The sequence below is a fragment of the Chromatiales bacterium genome, from assembly GCA_020445605.1.
Taxonomy (GTDB): Bacteria; Pseudomonadota; Gammaproteobacteria; order JAGRGH01; family JAGRGH01; genus JAGRGH01.
Genome location: JAGRGH010000026.1, coordinates 1 through 15,626 on the forward strand (window position 1 = coordinate 1; position 15,626 = coordinate 15,626).

13 protein-coding genes and 1 tRNA gene are annotated in these 15,626 nt (G+C 62.3%); all 14 read right to left on the reverse strand.

Annotation, left to right across the window (positions count from 1 at the left end):
- Window positions 1-128: elongation factor Tu (gene tuf, locus KDG50_03745; GenBank protein ID MCB1864518.1), on the reverse strand; the 128-nt coding region annotated here is incomplete at its 3' end.
- Between the two features lie 34 nt (window positions 129-162).
- On the reverse strand, window positions 163-2,256 hold the full coding sequence (gene fusA / locus KDG50_03750) for an elongation factor G (protein ID MCB1864519.1): 2,094 nt from the start codon (window positions 2,254-2,256) through the stop codon (window positions 163-165).
- A 44-nt stretch (window positions 2,257-2,300) separates the two neighbouring features.
- Window positions 2,301-2,774 (reverse strand): 30S ribosomal protein S7, encoded by a 474-nt coding sequence (gene rpsG, locus KDG50_03755; protein ID MCB1864520.1) that lies wholly within the window; start codon window positions 2,772-2,774, stop codon window positions 2,301-2,303.
- Window positions 2,775-2,797: 23 nt separating this feature from the next.
- Entirely contained in the window at window positions 2,798-3,172 is a 375-nt protein-coding gene (gene rpsL / locus KDG50_03760) for a 30S ribosomal protein S12 (GenBank protein ID MCB1864521.1), read from the reverse strand.
- Window positions 3,173-3,444: 272 nt separating this feature from the next.
- Window positions 3,445-7,662: a DNA-directed RNA polymerase subunit beta' gene (gene rpoC / locus KDG50_03765; GenBank protein ID MCB1864522.1), complete on the reverse strand. Its 4,218-nt coding sequence runs from the start codon at window positions 7,660-7,662 to the stop codon at window positions 3,445-3,447.
- A gap of 36 nt (window positions 7,663-7,698) precedes the next feature.
- Window positions 7,699-11,775 (reverse strand): DNA-directed RNA polymerase subunit beta, encoded by a 4,077-nt coding sequence (rpoB, locus tag KDG50_03770; GenBank protein ID MCB1864523.1) that lies wholly within the window; start codon window positions 11,773-11,775, stop codon window positions 7,699-7,701.
- A gap of 154 nt (window positions 11,776-11,929) precedes the next feature.
- Entirely contained in the window at window positions 11,930-12,313 is a 384-nt protein-coding gene (gene rplL / locus KDG50_03775) for a 50S ribosomal protein L7/L12 (protein ID MCB1864524.1), read from the reverse strand.
- 61 nt (window positions 12,314-12,374) lie between these two features.
- Window positions 12,375-12,902, reverse strand: a complete 528-nt coding sequence (gene rplJ / locus KDG50_03780) for a 50S ribosomal protein L10 (protein MCB1864525.1) — start codon at window positions 12,900-12,902, stop codon at window positions 12,375-12,377.
- Between the two features lie 287 nt (window positions 12,903-13,189).
- On the reverse strand, window positions 13,190-13,888 hold the full coding sequence (gene rplA, locus KDG50_03785; GenBank protein MCB1864526.1) for a 50S ribosomal protein L1: 699 nt from the start codon (window positions 13,886-13,888) through the stop codon (window positions 13,190-13,192).
- Complete coding sequence (rplK, locus tag KDG50_03790; protein ID MCB1864527.1) at window positions 13,888-14,322, reverse strand: 50S ribosomal protein L11; 435 nt, start codon at window positions 14,320-14,322, stop codon at window positions 13,888-13,890. The genes rplA and rplK overlap by 1 nt, the downstream gene beginning before the upstream one ends.
- 76 nt (window positions 14,323-14,398) lie before the next feature.
- Entirely contained in the window at window positions 14,399-14,932 is a 534-nt protein-coding gene (gene nusG / locus KDG50_03795; GenBank protein MCB1864528.1) for a transcription termination/antitermination protein NusG, read from the reverse strand.
- Window positions 14,932-15,306 (reverse strand): preprotein translocase subunit SecE, encoded by a 375-nt coding sequence (secE, locus tag KDG50_03800; GenBank protein MCB1864529.1) that lies wholly within the window; start codon window positions 15,304-15,306, stop codon window positions 14,932-14,934. Before secE ends, nusG begins: the two co-directional genes overlap by 1 nt.
- Window positions 15,307-15,360: 54 nt before the next feature.
- Window positions 15,361-15,436: transfer RNA gene (locus KDG50_03805), tRNA-Trp, on the reverse strand.
- 59 nt (window positions 15,437-15,495) lie between these two features.
- A partial coding sequence (tuf, locus tag KDG50_03810; GenBank protein ID MCB1864530.1) for an elongation factor Tu occupies window positions 15,496-15,626 on the reverse strand: 131 nt, incomplete at its 5' end.

A 15,626-nucleotide genomic window follows, 5' to 3' on the forward strand; every position in this document is an offset into this window, starting at 1 on the left:
TCACCACCAAACTTCTTCGACTGGTGCGTGGTGATCGCCGCGGTCAACGTCGTCTTGCCATGGTCCACGTGACCAATCGTCCCGACATTCACATGCGGCTTCGTGCGCTCGAACTTCGCCTTGGACACGTCGAATACCTCGCTCGATGACTAACGACTGCTATTACTGATGTTTGATGATGTTGGCCGCGATCTGCGCCGGGGCCTCGGAATACTTCTCGAATTCCATGCTGTAGGTCGCGCGTCCCTGGGTCGCCGAACGCAGCGAGGTCGCGTAACCGAACATCTCGCCCAGCGGAACCTCGGCGCGCACGATGCGCCCCGACGGCGAATCGTCCATGCCCTGCACGACGCCGCGACGACGATTCAGGTCGCCCATGACGTCACCCATGTAGTCCTCGGGCGTGACGACCTCGACCTTCATGATCGGCTCGAGCAGCACGGGATTGGCCTTCTTGCAGCCTTCCTTGATGGCCATCGACCCGGCAATCTTGAACGCCATTTCCGAGGAATCGACCTCGTGGTAGGACCCGTCGATGATTGCGACTTTTACGTCAACCATCGGGAAACCGGCAACCACACCGTTCTCGAGCTGCTCGCGCGCGCCCTTTTCGACTGCCGGGATGTATTCCTTCGGAACCACGCCGCCGACGATCTCGTTGACGAACTCGAAACCCTTGCCGTGCTCCTGCGGCTCGATGCGCAGCCACACATGACCGAACTGACCGCGACCGCCGGACTGGCGAACAAACTTGCCCTCCTGCTCCACGCTCTTGCGGATGGTCTCGCGATAGGCAACTTGCGGCGCACCGACGTTCGCTTCGACATTGAACTCGCGCTTCATGCGGTCGACGATGATCTCGAGGTGCAGTTCGCCCATGCCCGAGATGATGGTCTGACCGGATTCCTCATCTGTACGCACGCGGAACGACGGATCCTCGGCGGCAAGCTTGCCGAGCGCGATACCCATCTTTTCCTGGTCGCTTTTGGTCTTCGGTTCGACGGCGACCGAAATCACCGGCTCCGGAAACTCCATGCGCTCGAGCGTGATGACCTTGTCAATGGCGCACAGCGTGTCACCGGTCGTGACGTTCTTCAGCCCGACGGCCGCGGCGATGTCGCCCGCGCGCACCTCTTTGATTTCGGTGCGGTTGTTCGCGTGCATCTGCAGGATTCGTCCGATGCGCTCCTTTTTGCCCTTGACCGAGTTCAACACCGTGTCACCGGAGTTCAATACACCGGAATAGCAACGGAAGAAGGTCAAGGTGCCGACGAACGGATCGGTCGCGATCTTGAATGCCAGCGCGGCGAACGGCTCGTCGTCGGAGGACTTGCGCACCGCCTCGGTTTCGCCGTCGTCCAGCGTGCCGCGAATATCCGGCACGTCAATTGGCGCCGGCATGATCTCGATGACTTTATCGAGCATGGCCTGCACGCCCTTGTTCTTGAAGGCGGACCCGCACAGAACCGGAACGATTTCCAGCGCGATCGTCCGCAGACGCAGACCGCTCAGAACGTCCGACTCGTCGAGATCGCCGGTTTCGAGGTACTTCTCCATGAGTTCCTCGCTGGACTCGGCGGCGGCCTCGACCATCTTTTCGCGCCACTCCGCTGCTTCGTCGGAAAGCTCCGCGGGAATATCACGCGCTTCATAGGTGAGACCCATATTGGTCTCATCCCAGTGAATTGCCTTCATGCGAATCAGGTCGATGACGCCGGCAAAGCCGTCTTCGGCGCCAATGGGCAACTGCAGCGGCACCGGATTCGCGCCAAGGCGCTTCTTGAGCTGGCCGACTACCCGCAGGAAGTTCGCGCCGGCACGATCCATCTTATTGACAAAGGCCATGCGCGGAACATGGTATTTGTTGGCCTGGCGCCAGACCGTCTCGGACTGGGGCTCCACCCCGCCGACCGCGCACAGCACGAATACCGCGCCGTCCAGAACGCGCAGCGACCGCTCCACCTCGATCGTGAAATCGACGTGTCCGGGCGTATCAATGATATTGATGCGGTGCTCCGGAAACTGCTTGTCCATGCCCTGCCAAAAGCAAGTGGTGGCAGCCGATGTAATCGTGATGCCGCGCTCCTGCTCCTGCGCCATCCAGTCCATGGTGGCCGCACCGTCATGCACCTCGCCGATCTTGTGCGAGACGCCGGTGTAATAGAGCACGCGCTCGGTCGTGGTCGTCTTACCGGCATCAATGTGAGCCATGATGCCGATATTGCGATAACGGTTGATGGGGGTGTTGCGCGGCACGGTCGTGAATTCCGATTCGGTTGAAACCTAAAGGTTGTGTCTTGTTACCAGCGATAGTGCGAGAACGCGCGGTTGGCCTCGGCCATGCGATGCGTGTCTTCGCGCTTCTTCACGGCAGTGCCACGATTCGCGGCGGCGTCAAGAATCTCGCCCGCAAGTCGCATCTCGAAACCCTTTTCGCTGCGCTTGCGCGCGGCGTCGATCAGCCAGCGCATCGCCAGCGAGTTGCGTCGGGTCGGACGCACCTCGGTCGGCACCTGGTAGGTCGCACCACCGACCCGGCGGGACTTGACCTCCACCATGGGTCGCACGTTGTCGAGCGCCTGCTCGAGCACCTCGAGCACGTCCTGCCCCGAGGACTTCGCGCCGACGCGATCAAGCGCGCCGTACACCACGCCCTCGGCGACCGACTTCTTGCCGTCGCGCATGAACATGTTGACAAATTTCGCAAGCATATCGCTGCCGAACTTCGGATCCGGCAAAACGGCACGGCGCTCGGCTTGTCTGCGTCGGGACATCGAAAAACTACCGTATTAAATGGTTATTTCTTGGGGCGCTTCGCGCCGTATTTCGAGCGGCCCTGGCGGCGCGCTTCCACACCCACGGTGTCCAGGCTGCCGCGTACGACGTGATAGCGCACGCCGGGCAGGTCCTTCACACGACCACCGCGGATCAGCACGACCGAGTGCTCCTGCAGGTTGTGACCCTCACCGCCGATGTACGTCGTGACCTCCTGACCGTTGGTCAGGCGCACGCGCGCGACCTTGCGCAGCGCCGAGTTCGGCTTTTTCGGCGTGGTCGTGTACACACGCGTGCATACGCCGCGCTTCTGCGGACAGGCCTCGAGTGACGGCACGTTGGTTTTGTCGCGCTTGCGTTTGCGAGGCTTGCGCACCAGCTGATTGATCGTTGCCATTGGCTACTCGTCGTGGTTCAAAAATCGCCCGTTTCGCGCAAAAGAAAAGAGCCGCGTCCGCGCCTGCGACGACGCGGCGGGGCTCATTTCGATAGACGGTAGATTCGGGCGCGCCGGCGTCCGAAACCCCGCCTCCGCGGGTGGTCCGGGACACCGTCTCGGGCCTTCAACCCGCTGAAATAGAACGGGCTTAGAAGACCGCGCATTTTATGGGTCGCCCGCCGGGGTGTCAACAACGCACGTGGCATTGTCGACACCCCGTTGGGGCAGGATCAGAATTCGGCGCGGTTCAGCGCCTCTTTGAGCTGCTGTTCGACATCTTCCACGTCCAGCGCGGCCATGGCCTCGGCCTCCACGTCCGCACCTTCCTGGCGGCGGCGGCGACGCTCATTGTGGTAGGCAAGCCCGGTGCCGGCCGGGATCAGGCGCCCGACAATCACGTTCTCCTTGAGCCCGAGCAGGTCGTCGCTGAGCCCGCGCACGGCCGCCTCGGTCAGCACGCGGGTCGTTTCCTGGAACGAGGCCGCCGAAATGAACGAGTCGGTCGCCAGCGAGGCCTTGGTGATGCCGAGCAGCACCGGATCGGCCACCGCGGGGCGCTGCCCCTCCTCGAGCGCCTCGTTCAGATCCATGGCACGGGCGCGCTCGACCTGCTCGCCCTGGAGCAGCTTCGTGTCGCCCGGATCCATGACCTCGGCCTTGCGCAGCATCTGGCGGATGATGACCTCGATGTGCTTGTCGTTGATCTTCACGCCCTGCAGCCGGTAGACGTCCTGGATTTCCTTGACCAGATAGGCCGCCAGGGCGCGGACCCCGCGCAGGCGCAGGATGTCGTGGGGACTCGGCTCGCCGTCGGCAATGACCTCGCCGCGCTCGACCTGTTCGCCCTCAAAGACATTGACCGTGCGCCACTTCGGGATCAGCTCTTCATGTTGATTGCCGTCGCCATCGGTGATGATCAGGCGCTGCTTGCCCTTGGTGTCCTTGCCAAAGCTGACCGTACCGGTTGCCTCGGCCAGAATCGCGGCATCCTTCGGCTTTCGCGCCTCGAACAGGTCGGCCACGCGCGGCAGACCGCCGGTGATGTCACGGGTCTTGGACGATTCCTGCGGAATACGCGCGAGCACGTCGCCGATCTTGACCTCGCCGCCATCCTGCACGCTGATGATCGCGCCGGCCGGCAACACGTACTGGGCCGTGATCTCGGTGCCCGGCAGGCACAGCGGTTCGCCATCAGCGTCCAGCAGGCGGATGGCCGGGCGCAGGTCCTTGCCGGCGCTCGGGCGCTGCTTCGGATCCATGACCTCGACCGAGGACAGGCCGGTGATCTCGTCGACCCGCGCACGCACAGTCAATCCGTCCACGAAGTCCGAGAAGGCCAGGCGACCATCGACCTCGGTGACCACCGGGTGGGTGTGCGGATCCCAGGTCGCGATCTGCTGACCGCCTGCGGCCTGCGCGCCGTCATCGACACTGATGACTGCACCATAGGGCACCTTGTAGCGCTCGCGCTCGCGGCCATGTTCGTCCGCCACGGTGATTTCACCGGAACGCGACACGGCGACGAGGTTGCCACCCTCATTACGAACCGTCTTGAGGTTGTGCAGACGAACCGTACCGGCCGACTTGACCTCGATTGAAGAAACCGCCGCCGAACGTGAGGCCGCGCCACCGATGTGGAAGGTGCGCATCGTGAGCTGGGTTCCCGGCTCGCCGATCGACTGCGCGGCGATGACACCGATGGCCTCGCCGATGTTCACACGATGACCACGGGCCAGGTCACGACCGTAACAGGCCGAACAGATGCCGTAGCGCGTGTCACAGGTGATCGGCGAACGCACCAGCACCTCGTCGACACCGGCCTCCTCGATCAGGTCGACGCGCTGCTCGTCGAGCAGGGTGCCGGCCTCGACCAACACCTCGTCGGTGTTCGGTCGCTTGATGTCCTGCGCCACGACACGGCCGAGCACGCGCTCACGCAGCGGCTCGACCACATCACCGCCCTCGATCAGCGGATTCATGACCAGACCGTCCTGCGTACCGCAATCCGGCTCGGTGACCACGAGATCCTGCGCGACGTCGACCAGACGCCGGGTCAGATATCCGGAGTTGGCCGTCTTCAGCGCCGTGTCGGCCAGACCCTTGCGCGCGCCGTGCGTCGAGATGAAGTACTGCAACACGTCGAGGCCTTCACGGAAGTTCGCCGTGATCGGGGTCTCGATGATGGAGCCGTCCGGTTTCGCCATCAGACCGCGCATGCCGGCAAGCTGACGGATCTGTGCGGCGGAACCACGCGCGCCGGAATCGGCCATCATGTAGATCGAGTTGAACGACTCCTGCCGCGCCTCCTTGCCTTCTGCATCCACCACGATGTCGCTGCCCAGGCGCTCCATCATGACCTTTGCGACCTGGTCATTGGTGTGCGACCAGATATCGACGACCTTGTTATAGCGCTCGCCGAAGGTCACGAGACCGGAGCTGTACTGCGACTCGATTTCCTGCACCTCGCGCTCAGCCGCCTCAATGATGCGTTCCTTCTCTTCAGGAACCATCATGTCATCGACGCCGATGGAAACACCGGCGCGCGTGGCCATCGCAAAGCCCATGTACATGAGCCGGTCAGCAAACACGACAGTGTCTTTCAGGCCAAGGCGCCGATAGCAGGCATTGATCAGCCGCGAGATCGATTTCTTGCTCATGACCTGGTCGACGAGCGAGAACGGCAGGCCCTCCGGAACGATTGCATACAGCAGCGCGCGACCCGCCACCGTATCGACGACCTGAACACTGGTGGTACGTTCGCCGGTCTCGACATCCAGCACGACCTGACGCAGGCGCACCTTCACACGCGCATGCAGCGCAACGCTGCGGGTTTCATACGCACGGTGCAGCTCGGTGATGTTGGCAAACGCCATGCCCGTGCCGCGCGCGTTGATGCGTTCACGGGACATGTAGTACAGGCCCAGCACCACGTCCTGCGACGGCACGATGATCGGCTCGCCATTCGCCGGCGACAGAATGTTGTTCGTCGCCATCATCAGGCTGCGAGCCTCAAGCTGAGCCTCCAGCGACAGCGGCACGTGCACGGCCATCTGGTCGCCGTCGAAATCGGCGTTGAACGCGGTGCAGACCAGCGGATGCAGCTGGATCGCCTTGCCCTCGATCAACACCGGCTCGAAGGCCTGGATGCCCAGTCGATGCAGCGTCGGCGCACGGTTCAGCATCACCGGATGCTCGCGAATGACCTCTTCGAGGATGTCCCAGACCTCGCCGCCTTCGCGTTCTACGGTCTTCTTGGCCTGCTTGATCGTCGTCGCCAGGCCGCGCGCCTGAAGCTTGCCGAAGATGAACGGCTTGAACAGCTCGAGCGCCATCTTTTTCGGCAGCCCGCACTGGTGCAGACGCAACGTCGGACCGACCACGATGACGGAACGGCCTGAGTAGTCCACACGCTTGCCGAGCAGGTTCTGACGGAAGCGACCCTGCTTGCCCTTGATCATGTCCGCAAGCGACTTCAGCGGGCGTTTGTTCGAGCCCGTGATCGCACGACCGCGCCGACCATTGTCGAGCAACGCGTCAACCGATTCCTGCAACATGCGCTTTTCGTTGCGCACGATGATGTCCGGCGCATTGAGATCGAGCAGGCGTTTCAGGCGGTTATTGCGGTTGATGACGCGCCGGTACAGGTCGTTCAGGTCGGAGGTCGCGAACCGGCCACCATCGAGCGGAACCAGCGGGCGCAGTTCGGGCGGCAGAACCGGCAATACGGTCAACACCATCCATTCTGGACGGTTGCCGGACTCCACCAGCGCCTCGATCAGCTTCAGCCGCTTGGTGTACTTCTTGATCTTGGTCTCGGAGTTCGTGGCCGCCATGTCCTCGCGGATCTGTTCGGCCTCCTTGTCGAGCTTCAACGTGCGCAGCAACTGGTAGACGGCCTCGGCGCCCATACGCGCGTCGAAGTCATCACCATGCTGCTCGATGATGTCCAGGTACTGGTCATCGGTCAGGAGCTGGCGACGCTCCAGATCGGGGTTGTTGCGCGGATCAATGACGACAAACGATTCGAAGTAAAGAATCCGCTCAATGTCACGCAGGGTCATGTCGAGCAGAAGCCCGATGCGCGACGGCAGCGACTTCAGGAACCAGATGTGGGCGACCGGGCTGGCAAGCTCGATGTGTCCCATGCGTTCGCGGCGCACCTTTGACAGCGTGACTTCGACACCGCACTTTTCGCAGACGACACCGCGGTGCTTCAGCCGCTTGTACTTTCCGCACAGACACTCGTAGTCCGTGACCGGCCCGAAGATCTTCGCGCAGAACAATCCGTCACGCTCGGGCTTGAACGTGCGGTAGTTGATCGTCTCGGGTTTCTTGACCTCACCGAACGACCACGACCGGATCATCTCCGGCGACGACAGACCAATTCGAATGATGTCGAAATCCTCGACCTGGTCCTGCTGCTTCAGCATCCTCAAGAGTTCTCTCACGTCGATATCTCCTGCGATCGAATCGCGCGTCGTGGTTTAGTTCTGCTCGAGTTCGATGTTGATGGCCAGGGAGCGAATCTCCTTGGTCAACACATTGAACGACTCGGGCATGCCGGCTTCCATGCGATGGTTGCCGTCGACGATGTTTTTGTACATGCGGGTACGGCCGTTTACGTCGTCGGACTTGACGGTCAGCATTTCCTGCAGGGTGTACGAGGCGCCATAGGCCTCGAGCGCCCAGACCTCCATTTCGCCGAAACGCTGACCACCGAACTGGGCCTTGCCGCCCAGCGGCTGCTGCGTGACGAGCGAATACGGGCCCGTGGAGCGCGCATGCATCTTGTCGTCGACGAGGTGGTTGAGCTTGAGCATGTGCATGTAGCCAACCGTCACCGGGCGATCAAACGCCTCGCCGGTGCGTCCGTCGTGCAACGTGGTCTGTCCCGACGTCGGCAACCCTGCCAACTCAAGCATGGCCTTGACCTCGGCCTCGGTGGCACCATCGAACACCGGCGTGGCCATCGGCACACCCTTGCGCAGACCGTTTGCGAGATCCGCCACCTGATCGTCGTCAAAGCCCTTGAGGTCGACCTTCTCGCCGCCGGCGTTGTACATGTTCTGCATGTATTTGCGCAGTTCGGCGGTCTTGGTCCCGGCATCCAGCATCTCGCCGATCTTGCGCCCGAGCGCCTTGGCCGCCCAGCCGAGGTGCGTCTCCAGCACCTGGCCGACGTTCATGCGCGATGGCACACCGAGCGGATTGAGCACGACGTCGACCGGCGTGCCGTCGGCCATGTAGGGCATGTCCTCAACCGGAACGATGGTGGAGATCACGCCCTTGTTGCCATGGCGTCCCGCCATCTTGTCGCCAGGCTGGATGCGACGCTTGACTGCGAGATAGACCTTGACCATTTTCAGCACGCCCGGGGCGAGATCATCCCCCGTGGTGAGCTTGCGCTTTTTCTCCTCGTAGCGATGGTCGAAGTCTTCGCGCTGCTGCTTGATGTGCGCGGCGATCGCTTCGAGCTGACGCGCCGCTTCCTCATTGTGCAGGCGGATTCCGAGCCATTGCTCGCGCTTCAGGGACTCCAGATACGCCTTGGTGATCTTCGAGCCGGCCTCGATCTTGCCGGGGCCACCATCCGCCACCTTGCCGAGCAGCATCTTCTCGACGCGATCATAGGTGTCGCCTTCGACAATGCGCAGCTGGTCGTCCAGGTCCTTGCGAACCCGCGCCATTTCGGCTTCTTCGTTGGCAAGCGCGCGAGAATCCTTTTCAACGCCATCGCGCGTGAAGACCTGTACGTCGATCACCGTGCCATCCATGCCGGACGGAACGCGCAGCGAGGTGTCCTTCACGTCGGAGGCCTTCTCGCCAAAGATCGCGCGGAGCAGCTTTTCTTCCGGCGTCAGCTGGGTCTCGCCCTTCGGGGTGACCTTGCCGACGAGAATGTCGCCCGCCCGCACCTCGGCGCCGATGTAGACGATTCCCGCCTCATCCAGCTTGGCCAGCGCGGCCTCGCCGACGTTGGGAATGTCGGCAGTGATCTCTTCAGGCCCGAGCTTGGTGTCGCGCGCCATGCAGGTCAGTTCTTCGATGTGGATCGTCGTGTACCGATCCTCCTCGACCACGCGCTCGGAGATCAGGATGGAGTCCTCGAAGTTGTAGCCATTCCAGGGCATGAACGCGACCAGCAGGTTCTGGCCCAGTGCGAGTTCACCAAGATCCGTGGACGGCCCATCCGCAACGACGTCTCCGCCCGCAACCCGCTCACCGGTGCGCACGAGCGGCCGCTGGTTGATGCAGGTGTTCTGGTTCGATCGCGTGTACTTCGTGAGATTGTAGATATCCACGCCCGGTTCACCGGCGATGGCCTCGTCGTCATTTGCACGCACGACGATGCGTCCGGCGTCCACCGAATCCACGACACCACCGCGACGCGCGACCACGGTCACACCGGAGTCGACGGCCACGACACGTTCCATGCCCGTGCCCACCAACGGCTTCTCGGCACGCAGGGTCGGCACCGCCTGACGCTGCATGTTCGAACCCATAAGCGCGCGGTTGGCGTCATCGTGTTCAAGGAACGGAATCAGCGAGGCCGCGACCGAAACAATCTGCTTGGGAGACACGTCGATGAACTCGATCTTGTCGGGCGTCATCATCGTGAATTCGTTTCGATGACGGCACGAGACCAGCGGATCGATCAGACGGCCCTTCCCGTCGGTGTTCGCATTCGCCTGGGCGATGACGTACTGACCTTCCTCGATCGCCGACAGATAGACAACTTCATCCGTCACTGCCTGATCGACGACCTTTCGGTATGGCGTCTCGAGAAAACCGTAATCGTTGGCACGCGCATAGACGGCCAGCGAGTTGATCAACCCGATGTTCGGGCCTTCCGGCGTCTCGATCGGGCAAACGCGACCGTAGTGCGTCGGATGCACGTCGCGCACCTCAAAGCCCGCGCGTTCGCGCGCCAGACCACCCGGGCCCAGCGCCGAGACGCGGCGCTTGTGCGTGATCTCCGAAAGCGGGTTGTTCTGATCCATGAACTGCGACAGCTGCGAGGAACCAAAGAATTCCTTGATGGCCGCTGACACCGGTTTGGCGTTGATCAGATCCTGCGGCGCGAGATTCTCGGACTCCGCGAGACTCAGGCGCTCACGAACGGCGCGTTCCACACGCACAAGACCGATGCGGAACTGGTTCTCGACCATCTCGCCGACCGAACGGATGCGCCGGTTGCCGAGGTGATCGATATCATCGACCACGCCGTTGCCGTTGCGAATGTTGATGAGTTCGCGAATGACATCGATGATGTCGCCAGAATCCAGCACGCCCGAACCTTCCGTCTCCTCGCGACCCAGCCGCCGGTTGAATTTCATGCGGCCGACGCGTGAGAGATCGTAGCGTTCGTCGGTGAAAAACAGATTGGTGAACAGGTTGTGCGCCGCGTCCTTGGTCGGCGGCTCACCGGGACGCATCATCCGGTAGATTTCGACAAGCGCCTCGATCTGATTGGTCGTGACATCGGAACGCAGCGTGTCCGAGATGAACGGGCCGTGATCGATATCGTTCGTGTAGATCGTTTCGATCGTTTCGACACCGGACGAAAGCGCACGCGTGACGATTTCCTCGTCGAGCACGGCGTTCGCATCAGCAATCAGCTCGCCAGTGCCCGTGTCGACCAGCGCGGTCGCAAGCACACGCCCGTACAGATATTCGGACGGGACGTCGAGGGTTTTCAGCCCCGCGCGCTCGATGCGCCGGACATGGGCGGCCGTGATGCGCCGACCTTCCTCGACGATCACCTTGTCCTTCGCCGAGATGTCGAACAACGCCGTCTCGCCGCGCAGCCGCTCTGGCACGAGGTCGAGATGGATGCCGTCCTTGTCGCAGGTGAACTTCGAGTTCTCGAAGAACATCGCAAGAATCTGCGCGGTATCGAAACCGAGCGCGCGCAGCAAGACGGAGACCGGCAGCTTGCGCCGACGGTCGATGCGCACATAGACCATGTCCTTCGGATCGAACTCGAAATCGAGCCACGAGCCGCGGTAGGGGATCACGCGTGCGGAATACAGGAGCTTGCCCGAGGAGTGGGTCTTGCCCTTGTCGTGATCGAAAAACACACCCGGCGAACGGTGCAGCTGGGAAACGATCACTCGTTCCGTGCCGTTGATCACGAACGTGCCGTTGTCGGTCATCAACGGCATCTCGCCGAGATAGACCTCCTGCTCGCGCACGTCCTTGACGACCTTAGCGGATGCCGGCGCATCGCGATCGTAGATCACCAGGCGCATCAGCACGCGTAGCGGTGCTGCAAAGGTGGCGCCGCGCATCTGGCATTCCTTGACGTCAAACAGCGGCTCGCCGAGCCGGTAGCTGACGTATTCAAGCGCCGCGTTGCCGGAATAACTCGTGATCGGAAACACCGACCGCAGCGCTCCGTTCAGACCGACGTCGCGGCGCGCTGCGCCGTCGCGGTCTAGCTGCAGGAAGTTCTTGTAGGAGTCGACCTGAGTCGCAAGCAGGTAAGGCACCTTCAACACACTCGGCCGTTTGCCGAAGCTGAGTCGGATTCGCTTGCGTTCAGTCAGAGAGTAAGCCATGCTGCCGGTCCCCGCTGCGTGGGTTTGATCGTCCGCGATCGCCCGACGTGGGCGCCGCTTTCAGTACAAGCGCGAAAAGGCCGGCGGCTTTCACCGCCAGCCAGTTCGCTCAGATAGCATCCGGTCGCGTCAAGCGCTGCCGATATCAATCGGCTTACTTCAACTCGACCGAAGCGCCAGCCTCTTCAAGCTGCTTCTTGATGTCGTCGGCTTCGGCCTTCGACACCGCTTCCTTGACCGTCGACGGCGCGCCTTCCACAAGGTCCTTCGCCTCTTTCAGACCCAGCCCCGTGAAACCACGGACGGCCTTGATGACGGCGACCTTGTTGGAACCGAAGCTCGTCATGACGACGTCGAATTCGGTCTTCTCTTCGGCGGCCGCGCCGGCGTCACCGCCAGCGGCGGCAACCGGGGCTGCCGCAACGGCGGCTGCCGCGCTGACGCCAAACTTCTCTTCCATCGCCGAGATCAGATCGACGACTTCCATCACCGTCATGTTCGAAATCGCGTCAAGGATTTCGTCTTTCGAAACTGCCATTTTGGACTCCAGATAGATCGTTTAGGGTTGAACCGCACGGCCGCGGGCCGCCGGCTTGAATTCAGGCGTCTTGTTTCTGATCGCGAATCGCGGCCACGGTGCGAACAAGCTTGCCGGGCACTTCGTTGATCGTGCGTGCGAGCTTTTCGATCGGGGCCTTCATGACGGCCATGAGCAGGCTGATCGCCTGATCGTAGGTCGGCATCTTCGCGAGCGTCGTGATGTCGCCGGGGCCGAGCAAGCGGCCGCCGATCGCGACGAGTCGCACGACGAGCTTGTCGTTGTTCTTCGCGAAGTCGGAGATCACGCGCGCGGCCGAGCCGGGCTCGTTCATCGAGAACGCCAGCAGCAGCGGGCCGGTCAGCCCGTCACCAAGGCACTCGAAGTCGGTACCGCCTACGGCTCGACGTGCGAGCGTGTTCTTGACCACCCGAAGGTAGACGTCGGCCTTGCGAGCCTCGACGCGCAGTTTCGTCAGCGCCTCGACGCTCAGCCCGCGATACTCGGCGGCAATCGCCGAATGGGCCTTGCTGGCAACGTCCGCGACCTCAGAAACGATCGCCTCTTTCTGAACACGGTTCAGTGGCATTCGTCAGTCACCTGTACGTTAACGCCGGGTTGGGACCTCCAAACGTCCCCGCCCGCCAACACGAAGGGGCTTGCACCCCTCCACCTGTACGGCCCCGGCAGCCGGATTCAACCCGGATGCGAGCACCGCCTGCGCAGGACATTAAGCGGATTGGCCTTGGCCGTTCCGCACCTGCGGTCTTCGGCACCGGTTCCCTCCGATGCTCGATCATGGACCGACCGGAAACCGGTCAGTCTTCAACTATCGGCACCGTCACGCCCTGGGCGCACGATGCCCGTCGTCCCGGGCTAGCCGAGACTCAGAGAACTGTTGTCGACCAGAACCCCAGGCCCCATCGTGCTGGACACGCTCACGCGACGCACATAGATGCCTTTCGCCGTGGCCGGCTTGAGCTTGATCAGGTCGGCCAGCAATGCGTTCAGGTTTTCCTTGAGCGCATTCGCCTCGAAATCGATCTTGCCGATCGGGCAGTGAATGATGCCGGCCTTGTCGGCGCGGTACCGCACCTGCCCGCCCTTGGCGTTCGTCACGGCGGTGGCGATGTCGGCCGTCACGGTGCCAACCTTCGGGTTCGGCATCAGCCCGCGCGGACCGAGGATCTGGCCCAGCTGACCGACCACGCGCATGGCGTCCGGCGAGGCGATCACGACATCGAAGTCCATGCGCCCGCCCTTGATCTCGGCGGCAAGGTCATCCATGCCGACGATGTCGGCACCGGCGGCCTTGGCGGCCTCGACGTTTGCGCCCTGCGTGAACACGGCTACGCGAACGGTCTTGCCCGTGCCATGCGGGAGCACGGTGGACCCACGCACGACCTGGTCGGATTTACGCGGGTCAACCCCCAGATTGACGGCGGCATCCACCGTCTCGATAAACTTTGCGGTGGTCGCTTTTTTAAGAAGATCCAACGCCTCGTCGAGCGAATAGCTCCGGCTGGAATCGATTGCCGAACGGTTGTTACGGACCCGTTTGCCTGCGCGTGCCATTATTCGACCCCCTCAACATTCAGACCCATGCTGCGGGCGCTGCCTGCGATCGTGCGCACGGCGGCGTCCAGGCTGGCGGCCGTCAGATCCGGATCCTTGAGTTTCGCAATGTCCTCGAGCTGCGCACGCGTGACGGTGCCAACCTTTTCGGTATTCGGACGGCCACTGCCGGATTTGATTCCGACGGCCTTCTTCAGCAGGATCGACGCCGGCGGCGTCTTCATGATGAAGGTGAAGCTGCGGTCCGAGTACACGGTGATCACCACGGGAATCGGCAGCCCCTTCTCCAGACCCTGCGTCTGGGCATTGAAGGACTTGCAGAATTCCATGATGTTCACACCGTGCTGACCCAACGCCGGACCGACCGGCGGGCTCGGATTGGCCTCCTGGGCCTTCACCTGCAGCTTGATGTAAGCATTGATCTTCTTTGCCATGGTTCGTTATCTCCCGGGTCCAAACGCCTTCTGGGCTCCCCGTAAATGAGTCACTCCGCCTTGCGACGCGGATGTGCTACGCCTTCTCCACCTGTGCGAACTCAAGTTCCACGGGCGTCGAACGACCGAAGATCAACACAGCGACCTTCAGCCGGCTCTTCTCGTAGTCGACTTCCTCGACCACGCCATTGAAATCCGCGAACGGCCCGTCCTTTACACGGACCATCTCGCCGACCTCGAACAAAACCTTCGGCCGCGGGCTGTCCTCGCCCGCACGCATGCGGTCGAGAATCGCATCGGCTTCCTTCTGCGAAATCGGCGCCGGCCGCTCGCTGGTTCCGCCGATGAAACCCATCACCCGCGGCGTTTCCTTCACCAGATGCCAGGCCTCTTCATCGAGGTCCATCTGCACCAGCACATAGCCCGGGAAGAACTTCCTTTCGCTACGACGCTGCTGCCCGGCACGCATTTCGACCACGTCCTCGGTCGGCACCAGAATCTCACCGAAGCGCTCCTGCATGCCGGCACGGGCAATGCGCTCTTCGAGCGCGCGCTTGACGCTTTGCTCGTACTGAGAAAACACATGCAGCACATACCAGCGCATGGCCATCACGAGCCTCCCAGCACGCTACTGACCGCCCATCCCAGCAAGAGATCGAGCAGCCACATGAAAATTGCGACGATCAGCACCATCACGAACACGATCAGCGTGGTCTGCACCGTCTCCTGCCGCGTCGGCCAGACCACCTTGCGCACCTCGGTGCGGGTCTCGCCGAAAAAAGCCCACAGGCCGCGACCACGCGCCGTCGTGAAGACGATTCCCGCCGCGAGCCCCGCCACGACCAGCAGCCCGAGCACGCGCAACAGGGTCGACTCCGCCTCGTAGTGGTAGAAGCCGTAGATGCCGGCGACGACCATCAAGACCGCCAGCAGCAGCTTGACCGTATCCAGCGGCGAACCGGAGTGTTCCGTCTTGGTGCTCATTAAAACCTTGGGGAGTTTCGCTGCGAGCGATTGCGTAGTGTCGGGCTCAGGCTTTGGCAGGCCAGGAGGGAATCGAACCCCCAACCTGCGGTTTTGGAGACCGCCGCTCTGCCAATTGAGCTACTGGCCTGTAACCTCGCCCGGCCACCGCCCAGCGGCAGTGGCTCACTGCAATCGTTTAGCGCGGAATTACTCGATAATCTTCGCCACGACGCCGGCACCGACCGTGCGTCCGCCTTCGCGAATCGCAAAGCGCAGCCCCTCTTCCATCGCGATCGGGGCAATCAGCTTCACCGTGATCTTCACGTTGTCGCCCGGCA